The sequence below is a fragment of the Desulfobulbus sp. genome, assembly GCF_030824455.1.
Taxonomy (GTDB): Bacteria; Desulfobacterota; Desulfobulbia; order Desulfobulbales; family Desulfobulbaceae; genus Desulfobulbus.
In genome coordinates this window covers 14,185-33,835 of the sequence record NZ_JAVBXR010000031.1, presented here as the reverse complement: position 1 = coordinate 33,835, position 19,651 = coordinate 14,185, and the positions used below count along the sequence as shown (strand labels likewise).

Genomic DNA, 19,651 nt, shown 5'->3' with positions numbered 1-19,651 from the left:
CTTGTTGCCGACGCGGAGCGCGCCCTCGCCGTATTGACCGCCGACGATCAGCCCGGCCTTGACCACGTCAGGGAAAACCAGGATGCCCTTGGCGATTTTGGCCATGTTTTTTGCGGCGGGAGTGGTCCGGTAGAGGGCCTGCAACGCGCCGTCCACCTCATGGTCGATTTCTCCGGCCGTGGCGGCCAGCGACATTTGCGGTGCGGCCAAGACCAAAACAGCCAGCAGCAGCGGCATTGCCGCCTGCAGTGCTTTCTTCACGACGTTGCTCGCTTTTCCTGTTTCCATGTGCCTGCTCCTTTAAGTTGGTGTGGATAATGAAAAAACCTTCCTTTTGATTAACCCTGGAAAATACATGGGTGCAACTGCAAAATTCAATATTCCGATAAAAAACAACGAATAACGACAGGTGCGAATGGGCCGCAGCTGTTGAATTTTTTTTTCTTCTGCTCGCCCCGCGACGCGCCTTGGGGGACGATATTTCACCTTCTGTGGCGGACGCATCAACCGATTATGCGGTTTGCTCCTTCTCTGGGAAAACAGGCCGGGACAGACGAATCCTTATTTCCAGCCAACATTTCAGGTTCGCCCACTTGTAGGATGGTCCATCGGATGCAGCCGGACGTTCTCAATCAACTCCAGGCCGCCGATGCCGATGATTTCATAAAATTCGACCGTCGGCGGCGTCCGGGACAGTTCCATGGCCTCCAGGACCCTGCAATACAAGGGCGAACGCAAATGTCGGTCAAGGGCTTCGCGGGTGCGCCATCGTTCCATGTAGCAAATCGATTTTCCCGGGCCGACCATGGCCGTGAACAAGCATCCTTGACAATCGGCGTTGGCGGCGATCAGTCCCTGCACTGAATCCAACACGTCGATAACCTTGGATTCTTCCCCGGGAACGGGGTGGATGGTAATGAGGGAAAGAAGCATAGCCGAGTGGCTGCACAAAGCGAGCCACTTCTCTTATCTTGCGGGTTGCTGGCTATTGGTTTGAAATTGTGATGTTTTTGTTGATGGAGAACGAGAGCGACGCCTGGTTGCTGGGAGAGGGGGCGATATGTCGCCCTGGGTGAGACGATATGCCGCCCTTTTAGTGCGTCGAGGGAAATTTGATCCCAAGTTTGCGCATGCGTGAGTACAGCGTCGAGGGATTGAGGCCAAGAAGCGCTGCGGCGCCTCCTGGTCCTTTGATTTTTCCCTGGGCGACCGCAAGGGTGTGTTCAATGTGCCGGCGCTCAACCTCCCTGAGCGTCATGGCGGTGGGGGAGCCGGATTTTGGGTGCGCCAAATTCAAATGCGAGAGATCAAGGGCATTGCCGGTGCTGGTGATCATGGCCCGCTCAACCACATTGCGCAGCTCGCGGACGTTTCCCGGCCAGGGGTAGGCCAGGAGCGTTTCCATATCTTGGCTTCCGATTTTATTGAGCTTCTTGCCCATTCGCTGGCCAAATTCGCTGACGAATTTCCACACCAGCAGCGGAATGTCTTCCGCCCGCTCGCGCAACGGCGGCACATTGATGGGAAAGACGTTGAGGCGATAAAACAGATCGCGGCGGAATCGCCCCGCATCGACCTCTTTGGCAAGATTGCGATTGGTGGCGGCGATGATGCGCACGTCGACCTTGATGTTGAGCGGGCTGCCGAGTCGTTCAAAGGTCCCGTTTTGCAGCACGCGCAGCAGTTTTGCTTGGGTTTCAAGCGGCATTTCCGCGATTTCGTCTAGCAGCAGGGTGGAGCCGTGGGCCAATTCGAAACGCCCTATCTGCCGGCTCATCGCCCCGGTAAAGGCGCCTTTTTCCCGGCCAAACAGTTCGCTCTCAATCAGCGCCGCCGGCAACGCCGCACAGTTCACCGTGACCATCAGCCGTTGGTTGCGGTCGCTGAGCTGGTGGACGGCCTGGGCGACCAGCTCCTTGCCGGTGCCGGTTTCCCCCTGAATCAGGACCGTGCTGCCGGTGGGGGCGACCTGTTCGATCAGCGCCTTGACCCGCTGCATGGGCGCACTGTCGCCCAGGGAGCGATGTCGCTCCTCGTTGAGCCCCGCCTCTGAGCGCAGCAGGGTGTTTTCCTGTTCGAGCTGTTCCCGCAGGCGATTGATCTCCGAAACCTGTTGCTGCAGGGTGTGTTCCATCTGCTTGCGGTGGGTGATGTCCATCGTCGCGCCTGCCAGGCTCTTGGCGGCGTTTGGCCCCTTTTGGTGCATGCGGCCTCGGGACATGAACCAACGAACCGCCCCGTCGGGGCCGGACGCCCGGTATTCCACGCAGGCTTCGGCGTCAAGGCCTCGCACCTGCTCGACGGCTCGGGCCACCGAGGCGCGGTCATCGGGATGAATCTTTTCCAGCACATGGGCAAACGTGACCGTTTCGCCCTCAGCAAAGTGCAACATTTCCCTAGCCTTGCTGGTCACCCAGATATTGCCCGTTGCGAAATCAAGTTCCCAGAATCCGGCGCCGGCGGAAGCTGCCGCCATATCCAGCCGCGTTTGGTAGGTTTCCAGGGAACGGAGAATGTCGCGTCGTTCCAGGGCGCCGACAAATATCTCCCCCAGGAGTCGCAAGGAGGTGATGAAGGATTCCGGCCACCTGCATTCTTCCGTAACCGAGTGCACGGAAAAAATGTGATGCACGCTTTGACCCACGAAGAGCGGGATCGCCAGTGCGGATTTGGTTCCAAAGCGGACAAAGAATTGCCGATCCGCTGTCGCCTCTGCAGGTATGGAATCAATGTTGTATTTGGCTACCGTTTTGCCGAGGCCAACGATTTGGTGATAGGTCCAGGGAAGCAACTCAGCCAGATTGATCTCATTGGATACAATCTCGACGCCGTGATCGTGCCAGTCATAGGAAAGGAGCACATGACAGCGTCCTTTGGCGACCTTGAGCAGTCCGCCGCGCCCCAGACCCAGCGACTGGAGAATTTCTTGAAGCGAACGCTGGATGACCTCGTCGAGGGTGTCGGAAGAGGCGTTTAGGATACGGGCAGAAACAACGGGAATAAGGGGCTCAAGCCGGTGCAGGTTGATTGCGCCTGAGGAGGCGCCGGGAGGGTCGTTGTCCCGGTCAAGGCCTGGTTGGACGATGGAGTCGACCTCCACTGTGGGTTGGAGCGGGGGCGTTCTCTCATCCATGGATCACAGCCTGCGTTTGATCGACTGGGCGAGTTCATGCACCGCCATGGAATAGTAGGCACTGTTGTTGTAGCGGGTGATGGTGTAAAAATTAGCGTGCCCGATCAGGTATTGATCATAACTCTGATGGCGAAGCAGCAGCAAACTCAGCTGACCCTGGTCGCTGCAAGAGCCTGTCGGCTGTAAGCCGGCCTGTTGCAACGCGGCGAGCGTATACCGGGTGTTGATGCCGGTTTCCAGGGTGATGGGACTCTTGGCCTGCAGCGGCGTGACCACAGGGCGTCCTGCCTGCCAGCCGTGTTGGGCAAAGTAGTTGGCAACGCTGCCGATGGCGTCCTCCGGGTTCCACAAGTCGCGCCGTCCGTCGCCGTTGAAGTCCACCGCCCACTTGAGAAAACTGCTGGGCATGAATTGTCCCAGCCCCATGGCCCCGGCAAACGAGCCCTTGGGCGCGGCCGGGTCGAGGCCCTCACTGCGCGCCATCAGCAGGAAGTTTTCCAGCTCGCCGCGAAAGTAGTCGCCGCGCCGGGCGTAATCAAACCCCAGGGTGGTCAGGGCGTCCAGCACCCGGTGGTTGCCGACAAAACCGCCGAAGGTTGTTTCCACGGCGAGAATGCCGAGGATGTACTCTTCCGGCACGCCGTATTGCCGGGAGGCGCGTTGCAGAGTGGCGCGGTGGCGTCTCGCAAAATCAACGCCTGCGCCGATATGACGTTCGTCGAGAAACTGCGAGCGGTAACGGGTCCAGCCGCCAACGGCGGGTTTGCCCTTGATGGTCTGGTCCGATTTGGCGAGATAATTGAGGGTCCAGTCTTTGCGTTTGGCCTGGGAAAACAGGCCCAGCAGATATTCGCGTTCAAACCCGTGCTTGGCCGCCATCTGGTTGACGAATTGTTCCAGGCGGGCGTAGTTGGCGAAATCGCCGGTGATATGCTGGGCATGGTAGCGGCCGACGCTGCGCCGCTGCGGCGCCTGTGCGGCGTTGTTGGTTGCCGATTGATCTGATCGGCTGGCGTAAGCATGTGCCGGTTGAGCAATGCCGCCGGTCGACGGACCGCAGGCGCTGAGGCCAAGGGCAAGCAGCGCCGCACCGAGGGCGAGGAGCAAGCCGCGCAGGAAGGCCGAGCAAGGCGACGATGGGTAGGGCGAGGGCTTGCAAGCGGGGTCAGATACGAGCGGCCGGGAGGGGCGGCGTGTGGTCATGGCGGGGTGGTCCGGACAAAAAGGGTTCTGTGGCGGGCATCGGCGGTGCTCAGTCGCTACGGAAAAAGAAGACATGCATGCATAGCACAAAAGACCCGGTTTGCCGATCAATCGCTGCAGAAAAATGGGCTACAGGGACAGGGGCGGAGCGTCCTGATTATCGATGGGCCGCGTTGATCTCCTCCAAAACCGCGCTGCCCGGACACAGATCCGTTTCCGACAGGCTGTTGAGCGGCCGTTCGCAGGTGTTGAGGATGTCGTGGGTGTCGGCGCTGGCCGGGTTGACGTAGAGCACCCCGGTGAGGATCATCCCTTGGGCCTTGTGGTCTTCCAGGTTGTCGATGGCTTGGCGGCGGTCGGTGACGTCGGCGGCGTGGGGGTGTTTGTGCAGATGGATGACCGAGTTGTCGTGCAGGGTGACGGCCTCGGTGGCGTCGTCCTGGTACTCGGTGGTGATGGTCTGGCGGAAGGGCACGAAATCGAAGGTGTTGGTGGCCTCGCTGTGCTCCCGCACCCAGTGGTAGCTTTTGGTGGATTCGGGATTGTTGTTGAAGGTGACGCAGGGCGAGATCACGTCGATGAACGAAAGCCCGTGGTGCGACAGGCCGGCCTTGATCAGCGGCGTCAGTTGCTGTTTGTCGCCGGAAAAGCCTCTCGCCACGAAACCGGCGCCGAGCTGAATGGCCAGCTCGCAGAGGTCGATCGATTCCAGGGCGTTGACGCCGCCCTTCTTGCCCTTGGAACCCTTGTCGGCGGTGGCTGAGTACTGGCCCTTGGTCAGGCCGTAGCAGCCGTTGTTCATCACGATGTAGAGCATGTTGAGGTTGCGGCGGACCGCGTGGGCAAACTGGCCCATGCCGATGGAGGCGGTGTCGCCGTCGCCCGAAACGCCCAGGTAGATCAGCTCGCGGTTGGCCATGTTGGCCCCGGTGGCAATCGATGGCATGCGGCCGTGCACCGAGTTGAAGCCGTGCGATTTGCCGAGGAAGTAGGCCGGGGTTTTGGAGGAGCAGCCGATGCCCGACATCTTGGCCACCCGGTGCGGCGGCAAGCCCAGTTCAAAACAGGCCTGGATAATGGCGTTGCAGATCGAATCGTGACCGCAGCCGGCGCACAGGGTCGAGATGCCGCCTTCGTAGTCGCGGCGGGTGTAGCCGGCCTCATTGGGCGGCAGATCGGGATGTCGGAAGCTGGGGCGGAAAAAGGTCATTGGGCGTCTCCTTGGCCGGGGGCGAGCTGCTGCAGAAGAACGCCGCGCTCTGCAAGGGCTTCTTCCATTGCCTGGGTGAGCGAACGGCTGGCCAGCGGCAGGCCGTCGTAGCACGTGATGGCAATCAGTTTGTGCGGCGTCAGATCGCCTTCGTTGATCAGCAGGGTGCGCATCTGGCTGTCGCGGTTTTGTTCGATGACAAAGACCAGTTCATGGTGGTGAATGAAATCCAGCGCGCCCGGTTGAAAGGGAAAGGCGCGCAGCCGCATGGTGTCGACGGCGATGCCGCGCGCGCGCAGGCTTTCGATGGTTTCGTAGACGGCCGGCGTTGAGCTGCCATAGAAAACGGCGCCCAGTCTCGCCTGGGGCTCGTGGAGTTTGATCCGTGGCCCGGGCAGCAGGGTTTTGGCAGTCTCCCATTTCAGCTGCAGCCGCTCCATGTTGCGGATGTAGGCGCCGCTGTCCTCGGTGTAGGCCGAGTATTCGTTGCGCGAGGTGCCCCGGGTGAAGTAGACGCCCTTGTCGGGATGGGTTCCGGGATAGGTGCGAGTGCAAATGCCGTCGCCGTCGGTGTCCAGATAGCGGCCCCAGGTGGTGGTCAGCCCGTCGAGTTGGGCCGCGTTCAGCACCTTGCCCCGGTCGTAGACCCGGTCCGGATCCCAGTGGAGCGGCGGGCTGTAATGATCGTTCATTCCCAGATCAAGATCGCTCATCACCATGATGGGGGTCTGCAGCCGTTCCGCCAGATCAAAGGCGTCGGCGGTCATGTCGAAGCACTCTTTGGGGTCGCAGGGAAAGAGCAGCGGATGCTTGGTGTCGCCATGGGAGGCGTAGGCGCAGGAGATCAGGTCCGACTGTTGGGTGCGGGTGGGCATGCCGGTGGAGGGGCCGGTGCGCTGGACATTGACCAGCACCGCCGGAATCTCGGCAAAATAGGCCAGCCCCAGGAACTCGCTCATCAGGGAAATGCCCGGCCCGGAGGTGGCGGTGAAGGCGCGGGCCCCGTTCCACGAGGCGCCGATGACAATGCCGATGGCGGCCAGCTCGTCCTCGGCCTGGACAATCGCCGCCTTGATCCGCCCGGTGTCCTGCTCGATGCGGAATTTCTCGGCGTAGCGGCCAAAGGCCTCGATGATCGAGGTGGAAGGGGTGATCGGATACCAGCCGACCACGGTGGCGCCGGCGTAGAGCGCGCCCAGGGCCACGGCGGTGTTGCCGTCCATGATGATGCCGTCGCCCACCAGATTGCAGCGCTGCACCGACAGTTTGCACACGTCTTTAAAATGTTCGCCGGCGTAGTCGTAACCCAGTTGCAGGGCCTGGATGTTGGGCTCGGCCAGTTTGGGGTTTTTGCGGAACTGCTTGGTCAGCGAATCAATCAGCACCTGCAGTTCCATGTCGAGCAGGGCGGCCAGGGCGCCGACATAGATGATATTTTTCAGCAGCGGCCGCATCTTGGGATTGTCAAAGGCCTCGTTGCAGAGCAGGGTCATGGGCACGCCGATGACCGTGACGTCGTCGCGCCGGAAATCCTCGGGCAGCGGCTTGGAGGAGTCAAAAAGGAAGTAGCCGCCGGGCGTGAGGCCGTCGTAGTCCTGGCGCAGGGTCTGGCCGTTGACCGCCACCACCATGTCGACGTCGCCGCGCCGGCCCACGTAGCCCTGCGCGTTGACCCTCACCTCGTACCAGGTGGGCAGGCCCTGGATGTTGGAGGGAAAGATGTTTTTCGGACTGACCGGCACGCCCATGCGGAACACCGCCTTGGCAAAGAGGTTGTTGGCGCTGGCCGATCCGGAACCGTTGACGTTGGCAAAACGGATGACGAAATCGTTGAGGCCGTGCAACTGCTTCATAGTTGTCCCGCCTGTGCTGATTGATAGAGGAATTTTTGCATCTCCCAGGCCGAGGTCGGACAGCGTTCGGCGCAGATGCCGCAGTGCAGACAGACGTTCTCGTCTTTGACCATCACCCGCCCGGTGGGCAAGGGGAGGGAGACGTAGAGGCTCTGGCTGAGATTGCCGGCCGGGGCCTTGAGGCGTGCGCGGACCTCGTCCTCGGGGCCGTTGTCGACAAAGTTGATGCAGCTCTCCGGGCAGGCGTCGACGCAGGCGTCGCACTCGATGCAGAGATCGGCGCGAAAAATCGTCTGCACGTCGCAGTTGATGCAGCGCAGCGCTTCGGCCTGGCCGACCTGGCGGTCAAAACCGAGTTCCACTTCAAGCAGCCGATCCTTCAGGGTCTTGGCCTTGGCGACCATGGGCACGATCTGGCGGCCGGTCTCGGCAATCTGATTGTGGTAGAGCCAGTCGTGCACGCCCATCTTTTGGCCGGCAAGGTAGACCTGCGGGGCCGGTCGATCATGCAGCGACTTGCCCTGGCAGAAGAGGTCGATGGAGATGGCCGCCTCATGGCCCTGGGCCACGGCGGTGATGATGTTGCGCGGGCCAAAGGCGGCGTCGCCGCCGAAAAACACCTGGGGCAGGGAGGCGGATTGCAGGGTGCGCGGATCAAGCGCCGGCAACCCCTGGTCGTTGAAGACGATGCCCGCGTCCGGTTCGATCCAGGGGAAGGCGTTCAGCTGGCCGACCGCGAGCAGCACCTCGTCGCAGGGGAGAAATACCGGTGGTTCACCCGTGGATTGCAATTGATGGTTGCCGGCGGCGTCCTGCACCGAGACAACCCGGTCAAAACGCATGCCCGCCAGCAGTCCGTCTCTGATCACGAATTCCAGGGGCGCATGGTTGTCGATAATCGGAATGTCCTCATGCAGGGCCTCGTCAATCTCCCAGGGTGAGGCCTTCATCTCGGCCTTTGGGCTGCGCACCACCACGCGTACGTTTTCGCCACCCAGGCGTCGAGCGGTTCGGCAGCAGTCCATGGCCGTATTGCCGCCGCCAAGCACCAGCACCCGCTCGCCGATGGTGGTCACATGGCCAAACACCACCCCGGCCAGCCAATCAATGCCGACATGCACTTTTTTGTGCGCTTCCCGGCGGCCGGGCAGATCCGGTAGGTCGCGGCCGCGCGGAGCCCCGGTGCCGACAAAAACAGCGTCGTATCCTTCGCTCAGCAGGGCTGTCATGCTGTCGACGCGGTGATTGAAATGGGTGACAACGCCCATTTCAAGGATGGTGTTGACCTCGGCGGCCAACACCGATTCGGGCAGGCGAAACGAGGGCAGCTGGCTGCGCATGAAACCGCCGCCCTGCGCCTGATCGTCAAAAAGATCAATGGTATAGCCCAGTGGCAGCAAGTCGCGGGCCACGGTCAGGGAGGCCGGACCGGCGCCGATCAGGGCGATTCGCTTGCCGTTTTTTTGCTGGGGCACAGGCGGGGCGAGATCGGCGACCTCTTCGCGGTTGTCGGCGCAGAGTCGTTTCAGGCGGCAGATGGCCACCGGTTCCTTTTCCACCCGGCCGCGCCGGCAGGCTGGCTCGCAGGGACGGTCGCAGACCCGGCCAAGCACGCCGGGAAAGACGTTGGACGCCCAGTTGAGCCTGTAGGCCTCGGTGTAGCGTTTTTCACTGATCAGACGGATGTATTCCGGCACCGGGGTGTGGGCCGGGCAGGCGAACTGGCAGTCGATTACCCTGTGAAAGTATTCCGGATCCTCGATATCTGTCGATTTCAAGAGGCGTTACTCCTAGGCTGGGGGAACAGACGACGAAAGAAAACAAGAATAGTTACTACACCGGCAGAATAGATAAAAAGAGGGGACAAAGAAAGACTTTTTCGTGCCGGCGGCGGAGAAAATCGGCGCAGCGATTGTTCTTGCCGGAACTTCAGCCGGGTACCGGCGTCTCGCCCCAAGGGCGTCGTTTTTTACCATTTTTCCCTGGAGGAATTGCAATGGTTGCGTTTCTATGAGAACATCAACGGAAAAGGACGGAAATGACCAGGGCGGCGTTCAAGCGACGTCGTTCAGGCGACGTCGTTCACATGGAGGCAGGTTATGCGGCAGGTGCGCGCCCTTAAACACCGTGTTGTTGTTCTGCTTGCCCTACTTGCTCTGCAGGCTATGGGCGTCGGCCTCTGCTTGTTCGGGGCCGACGCCCGCGCCGAAACGCCGCGGGTGCTGGTGGTGCACAGTTACCACCAGGGGCAGGCGGAGCATGTGGTTGAGATGACCAAAGGCATCGAAGAGGCCCTGGCCGGGGCCGATTGCCAGCTGCGTTATTTTCACATGGACGCCAAAAGAAACACCGCCGAGGCGTGGAAGCGGGCGGCGGGACAGAAAGCCCGGCAGATCGTCGCCGAATACCGGCCGCAGGTGGTGATCGCCATGGACGACATCGCCCAGCAGTATTTCGCCAAGGACTATGCCGGCGCACCGGGGCCGCCCTGGTTCGTATTTGGCGGCGTCAACGATGACCCCGCCAAATACGGCTTTCCGGCGGTCAACGTCACCGGCGTGCTCGAACGACCCAACGTGGTCGAGAGCGTCGAGCTGCTGCTCAAGATTCGCCCGGAGGTCAAAAGCCTGTTGGTGCTGGCCGACAAATCGGAAACCACCGATCCCCTGATTGCCTACTGTAAAACGCTCAATTTGCCGGTGCGCGTGGTCGCCTATGAACAACCGCTCACCCTGGAGGCCTGGAAGGCGACGCTTGCCCGGTACAGCGGCCAGATCGACGCGATCGGCCTGTATGTGATCCGCACCATCGCCCGCAGCGCCGCCGACCCAACCAAGGTTCCCGAGCAGGAGCTGGTGCGCCTGATCAATGAGCAATACCGGCTGCCTACGGTCGGTTTTTACGACAGCGCCGCCGAATCCGGGGTGCTCTGCGCGGTGAGCGTGTCGATGTGGGAACAGGGGCGAGCCGCCGGGCAGATAGCCCGGGAAATGCTCGCCGGCAAGAGGCCTGGCGACTTCACGGTCACGCCGACCGACCACGGCAGGATTCAACTCAACCTGCGGACGGCCGAACAGCTTGGCATGCAGTTGCCCTACAACGTCATTAAGCGGGCGGACGTGGTGATTCGATAATGGCATACCGGTCCAGTCTCGGCAAAAAGATGCTCTGCCCGATCGTCGCGATTATTGCGCTCGGTCTGGCCGTCGTGTTGGTCGTCTTTCACCTCAACGCCCGAAATGTCGTGCAGCAGGCGCTGACCAAACGTCTGCAACGGGAAGCGCACCTGACGGCGCGCTTGCTCGACAATTGGGTGCAGGCGAGAATGACCGATCTGGTCAATTGGTCCGAGCAGGAGGTGCTGGCCGAGGCCTTGGTCGAAAGCGGATACTACGGCAAAAGCGCCATTCAGGGGGCCACAGCGTTTTTTGACAGCGTGCAAAAGGGGTATCCCTACTTTGACAGCATTTTCCTTGCCAACGTCCGGGGAGAGGTAATCGCCTCCTCATCCAGTGATTATCCCCTGTTAAATATTGTCTTGGCTGACCGCCCATATTTCAAAGAGGCGATGCAGGGTAAAACCGTTGTCTCCGAGGTGCTCGTCAGTCGCTTGGCGGGCAACAGGATTTTCACGATAACGACGCCGATAGCGGTCGAGGAACAGTTTGTCGGCGTGATCAGCGTGGTGATCGATTTTGCCCAATTCCAGGCGCTTTTTCTCGATGAATTCAAGCTTAAACAATACGGCTACGCCTTCCTGACCGACAAACGGCAGCAGGTGATGGCCAGCTCCGGCGACAATGAAATACTCCTGTCGGCTCCCGAGCACGCAGATTTTTTGCAGCGGATTGCCGCCAGCGACAGCGGCTTGTTCATCCATCGGCTGGACGGCAAGGAAACCCTGACCGCTTTTCAGCACCTGCATTGGGCGGACTGGTCGTTCAACATCAACCAGTCCCTGGACGACACGCTGCAGCCCTTGGCCAGGATCGCCCAGGTCAGCGCCGTCGGCGCGGTTGTGGCGCTGTTTTGCATGTCGTGGTTTATCATCCATCTTTTTCGCGCCTTGATTGCCAAGCGGTTGCACAACATGCTCAAGGTTATCGGCGACATCAAGATCGGACAGTTCGCCCAACGCATTCCTCAGCCGTCTGTCCGGGCTGACGAGATCACCGAGCTGACCGATTCGTTCAACGGCATGATCGAACAATTGGAGCACACCCTGAAAACGCTCCATGAGGAAATTGAGGTGCGCAAGAATGCCGAAGCCGTTCTCGCCGATCATCAGGACAATCTCGAAAAGATCATCGAGCAGCGGGGGGCTGAGTTGAAAAAAGAAATCCTGGAACGGCAGCGGGCGGAGGAACGGCTGGTCCGGGCGGAGAAACTGGAGATGATCGGCGCCTTGGCCGGCGGCGTGGCCCACGACTTGAACAATATCCTTTCAGGCATTGTCAGCTACCCCGACCTGCTGCTGTTGAAACTGGCCCCGGACAGTCCGCTGGCTCGGCCGTTGCGCACCATCAAGGAGTCTGGAGAAAAAGCGGCCGCCATTGTCCAGGATTTGCTCACCCTGGCGCGGCGCGGCGTCACGGTCAAGACGCCGGTCAATCTCAATGAGCTGATTGAGTCCTATCTTCGCAGTCCCGAGTTTGCATTGCTGCGGGCAAATCATCCCGGCGTCCGGGTGACCACCGCTTGCAGTCCTGATTTGTTCCATGTGTTGGGCTCGCCGGTGCACCTGTCCAAAACGGTTATGAATCTGGTGATCAACGCCGCCGAGGCCATGGAACACGGCGGCCTCATCCGGATTGCAACAGAAAATCGGTATGTGGACAACTCGCTGCGCCTGTACGAAAAAATCGGCCAGGGCGAGTATGTGGTGCTGGAGGTGGCGGATCAGGGCAGCGGCATCAAACCCGAAGACATCGACAAAATTTTTGAGCCTTTTTACACCAGCAAGAAGATGGGCAAAAGCGGCACTGGGCTGGGCATGGCCGTGGTTTGGGGCACGGTCAAGGATCACTTGGGGTATGTCAACTGTGAAAGCCGGGTCGGCGTCGGCTCCACGTTCACCATCTACCTGCCGGTCACCTCGCAGGTCTACCAGCGGCAACTGCAGGAGTCGTCGCTGGAGGATTGCCGGGGGCAGGGCGAGCATATTCTGGTGGTGGACGACGTCGAGGAGCAGCGGGAGATCGCCGCCGCCATTTTGCTCGAATTGGGGTACCGAGTGATCACTGCGGCCAGCGGCGAGGAAGCGGTGATGTTGGCGGCGCGCGAACGGTTCGACCTGCTGCTGCTGGACATGATCCTGGGCGAGGGCATGGACGGCCTGGACGCCTATCGCGCCATCCTGGTTCATGCGCCGGGGCAGCGGGCGATCATCACCAGCGGCTTTTCCGAAACCGAGCGCATTGCTGAGGCCATGCGCCTCGGGGTTGGCCAGTACATCAAAAAACCCTACATGATCGCCAAGCTGGGCCGGGGCATCCGCGAGGAGTTGGAAAAAAGCTGAACCGCAGCCTGAGTGTTGCGGGACGGATGTGGCTAATATTCCGGCCGGTGCAGATCGAATTTCTTCATTTTGTAGCCCATCTGCCGCTGGGTCAGGCCCAACTCGCGGGCGGCCCGCGACTGCACCCAACCGTTGCGGATCAGGGCCGACTCCACCTGTTCCCGTTCCAGATCTTTCAATGATTTTCGGCCCGACGACGATTGGGTCGGCGGCGCCTGGGGGGGCACCAGGGACGGCAGCACCGTTTCCATGGCCGGGGGAATCCGTCCGGATTCGGGGCTGACCAGATATTCGGGCAGGTCTTCAACCCGCAGCACCTCGCTGTTGGCCAGAATCACCATCCGCTCCACTAGGTTCTGCAGTTCGCGGACGTTGCCTGGCCAGTCGTAGTTGGTGAGAAAATCAAGAAATTCCGTAGACATGCGCATGTTTTTTTCGTTGCGCTTGTTGCTCGAGCGCAGGAAGTGGTCCAGCAGCAGGGGGATGTCGTCGCGCCGTTTGCGCAGCGGCGGCAGATTGATCGGCACCACGTTGAGACGGTAGAAAAGGTCGTTGCGGAAATTGCCCAAGGCCACCGCCCGCTCCAGGCTGACGTTGGTGGCGGCGATGATCCGCACGTCCACACTCTGGGTTTTTGAGGCGCCCAAGCGTTCAAACTGCTGCTCCTGCAGCACCCGCAGCAATTTCGCCTGCAGGAGCAAAGGCAACTCGCCGATTTCGTCGAGAAAGATGGTGCCGTGGTCCGCCTGCTCAAACCGCCCGATCCGGGCCACCACCGCCCCGGTAAAGGCCCCTCGTTCGTGGCCGAACAGTTCGCTTTCTAGCAGATTTTCCGGCAGGGCGGCGCAGTTGACCTTGATGAAGGCCTCGTTTTTGCGGGGGCTGGCGTCATGCACCGCCCGGGCCACCAGTTCCTTGCCGGTGCCTGATTCGCCCAGCAGCAGCACCGTGGCCCCGGAGGGCGCAACCCGTTCAATCGACCAGTACACCTCCTGCATGGCCTTGGACTGACCGATGATCTGATGGCGGTGATAGCGGCCGTGCAGCTTTTCCTTGAGGCTGAGGTTTTCCTGGACCAACTTCTCCCGGTCCTGGCGGATGGCGCGGTTGAGGCTGAGAAACTGGGCGATCAGAGTGGCGAGCACGGTGAGGAAACGGACGTCTTCCTCAAAGGAGATGTCCGCGCCAAACAGCCGGTCGACGCTGAGGACGCCGACCGTCACCCCGGCGAGGACGACCGGAACGCCGATAAACGAGATAGTGGTTTTGGAAATCTTGTTGCGGGCCCCGGTGCGGTTGAGGAACAGGGGTTCGCTGTGGACGTCGGGGACGATGAACGGCGAGCCGGTGCTGAACACCTGGCCGTAGATGCCCTCGTTGAGGCCGTAGACCCCGCGCTGTTCTTCCTCGACGCTCAGGCCGTAGGAGGCGCGGATGGTGAGGTGGCGGCCGGTTTCGTCCAGCAGCGCCAGGGTGGCCCGTTCCATGCGCAGGGTGTCGTGCAACACCTTGAGCATGGAGGATAGCGCCGTGTCCAGATGGACGGCGGAGCCGATCAGATTGACGATGTTATAGAGGGCCTGCACCTCAAGCGCCGCGGTGACGGCTGTTTCGGCGGTGGTCTGGCGCATCGTTTCGTTCCCTTTCATAGGTGTCCTGCCTGAATTGCTTGATTCAAGAGCTCTTGCCATTAAGTGCAAAGCAAAAAACATTCCTGTGTCGAGTTAAGTTGCAGCAAGCCCTGGCCGCGCGGCAGGATGGCTGTTCTGGGCGGAGATGGGGCCCTTGTGATGGGCGGGTTTGTCGCCGCCGGCGCCGAAAAGGTTTGGCGATATGTTCGAATTTGTAAATATTGGAGTTGTTTTGTGACATAAATGAAGTGAATGCGCGGGAATGGAGGGCAGGTGTGCAAAAATGTGGCAGGCAAGAACGGGTGCCGCGCCTCTTGCTCCGGTCAATTGTTCATGACAGACTGGCGCGTATCGGGTAAATCGGCTGCCGAAGAGGGGCCTCCGGTCGTCGCGGAGATGGCGGGCAGGCGTGCAGAAAGGGCGCAGGGTGCAGAGAGCAGGGGATATGACGGCAGAACAGACAACCATTGCAGTGCGAATCGCAAAAGAAGCAATCAATGAACTGCCGCTGGCAAGTTGGGACGGGCCGGTGCATGTGGTGCGGACGGCTGAAGAAGCCGAACTGGCGACGGTCCGCTTGCGTCGGTCCGCTGTGCTCGGCTTTGACACCGAAACCCGGCCGGCCTTCAAAAAGGGGCAGAAATTTTCCCCTAGCCTGTTGCAACTGGCGACCGAGTCCGAGGTGTTTCTCTTTCAACTGCACCAGACCGGGCTGTCGCAGCCGATTTTGACGGTGCTGGGCGACAGCAACATTGTCAAGGCTGGGGTGGCCCCGGATTTTGACCTGAAGAGTTTACAGGAACTGCACCCCTTCGATCCGGGCGGCTTTGTCGATCTGGCCCGGATGGCGCGGCGCAAAGGGGTGCACAATCAAGGGTTGCGCGGCTTGGCCGCCTTGGTCTGCGGCATCCGCATCTCCAAGTCGGCCCGCACCACCAACTGGGCCAACCGCGAGCTCACTCCGCAACAAATCCAATATGCGGCCACCGACGCCTGGATCGGGCTGGAAATTTATCAACGCCTGCAGGCCCTGCCAACGCCGACCCGGCCCTGAACGACTGGGCTGAGATTTTCATCGTCGCGCTTGCCGCAATCAGGGGCCAAGCAGGCCTGGTTTGCCGGCCCTGCGGCAGTAAAATCGATAATAGCCCAGCAGATTGCTGGCAAGAAACAGCGCCTCCATGAGCACGGCGGTGGGGGTGCCGGCCAGGCAGTTGTGCGCCAGCCAGACGCTGGTGGCCGCCAGCATGTTCAGGCGCAACTGTTTGTCCTCTTTGCAAAACGAACCGATGGTTCCGAAGATTGCGCCAATGCAGCCGAGCACGCTCAGCGTCCCGTGGAAGGTCAGCGTCGCGACCGCAACGGCGGCTCCGAGGAACACGGCCATCACCTTTTTCGAGGTGGTGTGATAACTGGCAACGAACCGCACCGCCGCCAGCAGCGCCAGCCCCATGGCCGTGCGGTGGCCGAGCAGGGCAAAATGGGCGGCGATCAGCAGGCAGGAAACCATCAGGCAGAGAATAATCCGCCGCCGTTCTTTGAACTGAAACGAGAGCAGATCAAAGCCGATGGCCACGACGACCAGCAGTTGGGAGAGGAGAAAGGGCGAAAGATGCATGGGGCGTGTGGCGCGGCTTGCGGTTGAGGCCTGAGGTGCCGAAGGGGCCGCCGAAACCTAGGGGGATGAGGGCTTACGAGCGCGTGCCGAGGGCGTCGGCGGCATACGCGGCCGCGCCCAAAAGCGCTGTCTGCGGATTGAGGATGATGCGGATGGGAATGCGGGCCAGCCAATCCCGGTAGGTTCCCCGGGTGAAAACCGACAGGAACCGTTGCTGGTCCAGCAGGGGCAAGAGGCGCGGCGTCAGGCCGCCGCCCAGGAACACTCCGCCGATGGCCAGGGTTTTGAGAGCGAGATTGGCCGCCTCGTCGGCAAGGATGTCGAGGAACAGCCGAAGGGTGAGCACGGCAACGTCGCAGGGCCGCCCGCCCTGCACGGCCTCCAGCCCAGCCTGGACAATGACCGGGGTTGGGACGTCGGCTTGCTCCAGCTGCGCCTGCAGCCAGTCCGGCGGTGGTTCTCTTGTGGCCATGAACGCAAACAACTCGGGCAGGGCCAGGCCGGAACAGACCTGCTCCACCGAGACATGCGCCTGCCGGGCGCGCATGAAGGCGAGCAGATCGCTTTGCAGTCCGTCCCGCGGGGCAAAGCTGACATGGCCGCCTTCGGAGGGGCAGGGGAGATAGCCGCCGTTGTGCGGCACGAGAAAGGCCTCGCCCAGTCCGCTGCCAGGGGCAAGCACCGCCATTGCCCCGCCCGCGTGCTGTTCTCCGGGCTGAAGAATCCGGAGGTCTGCAGGGGGCAGATGCAAGGCGCCCATGGCGGTGGCCACCAGATCGTTGATCAGATCGACCCGAAGGAAACCAAACCGCTGTTGCAGGGTTCGGGCGTCCAGCGTCCAGTTGAGATTGGTCATGTGGACCGCGCCCGCCATCACTGGGCCGGCAACGCCGAAGCAGGCGCGAACCGGCGCGGCCTCGCCTTGGCCAAGAAAATCCAGCAACAAAGCGTCAAAACTCGCAAACGCCCTGTTCTGCAAGGTCTGCTGCCGCAGTGGTTGTCCCGGCCAGGTCTGGTACAGAGCCAGCGCCGTCTTGGTGGCGCCGATGTCGCCGGCGAGCAGCAGGCATGCAGAGTGTGTCATGGCTTACCCTTCCTTGATCAGGCGGATGTCCCAGGCCTCAGAGCGGTTGTTGTTGGCCGGATTTTCCACCACCCGGAATTCAAAAATGCGGTGCGGCTCCTGGAAAAAATGGTCGGAGGGCAGGGTCGATTTCGACAGGTGGAAAAACACGGTTTCCGATTGCAGGGCATTGTCCTGCAGGCGGTAATAACGGAAAAAACCAAAGCCACGGTCCTGGTTGAAGTTGGCCACTGTGCCGCGCTGCCACTGCTCGCCGTTGTCGCCGTAACTGCCGGCGATCGGCAACAGTCCCGGCACCAGAAAGCCAGAGACATAGGAGTCGGCAACCTCGCGCAACTCTTTGTTCACATTGTGAAAACCAATGACCTCCACCCGGCAGCCCATGTTCTGCAGGGCGACGATCAGGCGGAGGAAGTCGCCGTCGCCGGTGAGCAGGATAATGCGGTCGAGATTGCGCGCCTGCAGCAGGGCGTCGATCGCCAGATCCATGTCGGCGTTGGCCTTGGTGGTGATGTTGCCGTCTTCGTCCTTGAACCGGCGGACATACTTCTTGATGATCTTGAAGCCGCACTGACGCAGGATGTTGTGGTAGGAATAAACTTTTTGTCGGTATTCCGGATCCCGTTGGGTGCGCTCGTGATCCTCGGCCAGATAACAGTTGGCCCGCAGCATCACCGAGTTGTTGTTGTTGGCCAGATCGACAAGCACGTCGTAGCGCATGCCGTAACCGCCGCTCATCTTGATGTTTTCCGCGTCTACATAGATTGCTGATTTGAGCATGACAAACGTTGGCTCTTAATGGGTTGGCTGAGGATGTTTGATAACGGTCTTACTCCCACTCAATGGTCGACGGCGGCTTGGAGGAGATGTCGTAGACCACCCGGTTGACGCCGCGAACCTCGTTGATGATCCGGTTTGAGATGCGGCCCAAAATCTCATAGGGCAGGCGCGACCAGTCGGCGGTCATGGCGTCCTTGCTGTCCACCGCCCGCAGGGCGATCACATGCTCGTAGGTGCGGCCGTCGCCCATGACGCCCACCGTCTGAATCGGCAGGAGCACGGCAAACGACTGCCAGACCTTGCGGTACCAGCCGGAATCCTTCATCTCCTCCAGCACGATCACGTCCGCCTGACGGAGGATACGCAGCCGTTCCGCCGTGACCTCGCCCATGATGCGGATGCCCAGGCCGGGGCCGGGGAAGGGCTGGCGGTAGATGGCCTCTTCGGGCAGGCCCAGTTCCAGGCCCAGTTCGCGGACCTCGTCCTTAAACAGCTCGCGCAGGGGTTCGATCAGGTCCAGCTGCATCCGTTCGGGCAGGCCGCCGACGTTGTGATGCGATTTTATTGGCGCCTTGCCGCGAAACACCACGGATTCAATCACATCCGGATAGAGCGTGCCCTGGGCCAGATAGCGCACGGCGCCGAGTTTTTTGGCCTCGGCCTCGAAAATTTCGATGAAGCCGTAGCCGATCCGTTTGCGTTTTTCCTCGGGATCGGCGACGCCGTCCAGGGATTTGAGAAAGAACTCCTCGGCGTTGACGTCAATCACCTTGAGATCGGTTTTTTCTCGGAAGAAGCGGAGCACGCTTTCCGACTCGCCGGTCCGCATCAGGCCGTTGTTGACGTAGATGCAGGTCAGCTGGTCGCCGATCGCCCGGTGGACCATGGCCGCGACCACCGAGGAGTCGACCCCGCCGGACAGGGCGCAGATGACCTGATCAGTCCCGACCTTGGCCCGGATGTCGGCCACGGTGGCGTCAATGAACGAATGCATGGTCCAGTCCGGTTGGCAGCCGCACAGCCCAAAGATGAAGTTGCGCAGCACGTCGGTTCCGATCAGGGTGTGGGCCACCTCGGGGTGGAACTGCACCGCGACAAAGGGCTTCTCGCTGTGGCGCAGGGCGGCGTAGGGCGAATGGGCGCTGGTCGCGGTGACCACAAACCCCGGCGCCAGTTGCTCGACCCGGTCGCCGTGACTCATCCACACCTGGTAATGGGAGGGCGTTGTCTCCATGCCGGCGAACAAGCCGCCGGTGTATTCGATGTTGAGCTGGGCCTTGCCAAACTCGCGTTTCTCGGCCTTCTCCACCCGTCCGCCCTGCTGCACCATCATCAACTGGGCGCCGTAGCAGATGCCGAGGATCGGCACGCCGAGCTCATAGATGCCGGGATCGCTGATCGGCGCGTCGTCGTCGTAGACGCTGGCCGGTCCGCCGGACAGAATAACGCCGGTGGGCCGCATGGCCTTGAGTCGTTCCAGATCCAGGGTATAGGGGTGAATCTCGCTGTAGACCTTCTGTTCGCGGATGCGGCGGGCGATCAATTGGGTGGTTTGCGAGCCGAAGTCGAGGATGATGATTTTCTGCGTATGCGTGGACATGGCGCCTCTTGATGCAAGGAT

General features: G+C 61.0%; 14 protein-coding genes and 1 pseudogene. 3 read left to right on the top strand and 12 right to left on the bottom strand.

Annotated features, from left to right (window positions below; genetic code table 11):
- The 7 genes and pseudogenes from RCH93_RS05375 to RCH93_RS05345 form a co-directional block, all read right to left on the bottom strand.
- Positions 1-288 (bottom strand): annotated as a pseudogene (locus RCH93_RS05375) (twin-arginine translocation pathway signal protein); the annotation flags it as partial.
- A gap of 291 nt (positions 289-579) precedes the next feature.
- Complete coding sequence (locus RCH93_RS05370) at positions 580-933, bottom strand: putative quinol monooxygenase (protein WP_306547299.1); 354 nt, start codon at positions 931-933, stop codon at positions 580-582.
- Between the two features lie 160 nt (positions 934-1,093).
- Entirely contained in the window at positions 1,094-3,133 is a 2,040-nt protein-coding gene (locus RCH93_RS05365; RefSeq protein WP_306547298.1) for a sigma-54-dependent Fis family transcriptional regulator, read from the bottom strand.
- Between the two features lie 3 nt (positions 3,134-3,136).
- Positions 3,137-4,336, bottom strand: a complete 1,200-nt coding sequence (gene mltB, locus RCH93_RS05360) for a lytic murein transglycosylase B (protein ID WP_306547297.1) — start codon at positions 4,334-4,336, stop codon at positions 3,137-3,139.
- Positions 4,337-4,493: 157 nt separating this feature from the next.
- The gene (locus RCH93_RS05355; protein ID WP_306547296.1) at positions 4,494-5,546 is read right to left on the bottom strand and encodes a 2-oxoacid:ferredoxin oxidoreductase subunit beta; all 1,053 of its coding nucleotides are present in this window, start codon (positions 5,544-5,546) and stop codon (positions 4,494-4,496) included.
- Entirely contained in the window at positions 5,543-7,399 is a 1,857-nt protein-coding gene (locus RCH93_RS05350; RefSeq protein WP_306547295.1) for a 2-oxoacid:acceptor oxidoreductase subunit alpha, read from the bottom strand. The genes RCH93_RS05355 and RCH93_RS05350 overlap by 4 nt, the downstream gene beginning before the upstream one ends.
- Complete coding sequence (locus RCH93_RS05345) at positions 7,396-9,177, bottom strand: FAD-dependent oxidoreductase (RefSeq protein WP_306547294.1); 1,782 nt, start codon at positions 9,175-9,177, stop codon at positions 7,396-7,398. The genes RCH93_RS05350 and RCH93_RS05345 overlap by 4 nt, the downstream gene beginning before the upstream one ends.
- Before the next feature lie 321 nt (positions 9,178-9,498).
- On the opposite strand from RCH93_RS05345, the gene RCH93_RS05340 reads away from it, so the two are divergent.
- Together RCH93_RS05340 and RCH93_RS05335 are read left to right on the top strand one after the other, a co-directional pair.
- A complete protein-coding gene (locus RCH93_RS05340) occupies positions 9,499-10,533 on the top strand; it encodes an ABC transporter substrate-binding protein (protein ID WP_306547293.1) in 1,035 nt (344 codons plus the stop codon).
- Positions 10,533-12,917: a cache domain-containing protein gene (locus RCH93_RS05335; RefSeq protein ID WP_306547292.1), complete on the top strand. Its 2,385-nt coding sequence runs from the start codon at positions 10,533-10,535 to the stop codon at positions 12,915-12,917. The genes RCH93_RS05340 and RCH93_RS05335 overlap by 1 nt, the downstream gene beginning before the upstream one ends.
- Positions 12,918-12,949: 32 nt before the next feature.
- Here the strand turns inward: RCH93_RS05335 and nifA are convergent, their stop codons facing one another.
- Positions 12,950-14,566, bottom strand: coding sequence for a nif-specific transcriptional activator NifA (gene nifA / locus RCH93_RS05330; protein ID WP_306547291.1), 1,617 nt, complete (start codon positions 14,564-14,566; stop codon positions 12,950-12,952).
- A gap of 427 nt (positions 14,567-14,993) precedes the next feature.
- Between nifA and RCH93_RS05325 the strand changes: the two genes are divergently transcribed.
- Positions 14,994-15,602, top strand: a complete 609-nt coding sequence (locus RCH93_RS05325; RefSeq protein ID WP_306547290.1) for a 3'-5' exonuclease — start codon at positions 14,994-14,996, stop codon at positions 15,600-15,602.
- A 39-nt stretch (positions 15,603-15,641) separates the two neighbouring features.
- On the opposite strand, the gene RCH93_RS05320 is transcribed toward RCH93_RS05325, so the two are convergent.
- The 4 genes from RCH93_RS05320 to guaA form a co-directional block, all read right to left on the bottom strand.
- Positions 15,642-16,166 carry a YgjV family protein gene (locus tag RCH93_RS05320; protein ID WP_306547289.1) on the bottom strand — a complete coding sequence of 175 codons (525 nt, stop codon included), beginning with the start codon at positions 16,164-16,166 and terminating at the stop codon, positions 15,642-15,644.
- Positions 16,167-16,239: 73 nt separating this feature from the next.
- Positions 16,240-17,250: a glucokinase gene (gene glk, locus RCH93_RS05315; protein ID WP_306547288.1), complete on the bottom strand. Its 1,011-nt coding sequence runs from the start codon at positions 17,248-17,250 to the stop codon at positions 16,240-16,242.
- A gap of 3 nt (positions 17,251-17,253) precedes the next feature.
- On the bottom strand, positions 17,254-18,030 hold the full coding sequence (locus RCH93_RS05310; RefSeq protein ID WP_306547287.1) for an NYN domain-containing protein: 777 nt from the start codon (positions 18,028-18,030) through the stop codon (positions 17,254-17,256).
- A 49-nt stretch (positions 18,031-18,079) separates the two neighbouring features.
- On the bottom strand, positions 18,080-19,630 hold the full coding sequence (guaA, locus tag RCH93_RS05305) for a glutamine-hydrolyzing GMP synthase (RefSeq protein ID WP_306547286.1): 1,551 nt from the start codon (positions 19,628-19,630) through the stop codon (positions 18,080-18,082).
- Positions 19,631-19,651: the final 21 nt, after the last annotated feature.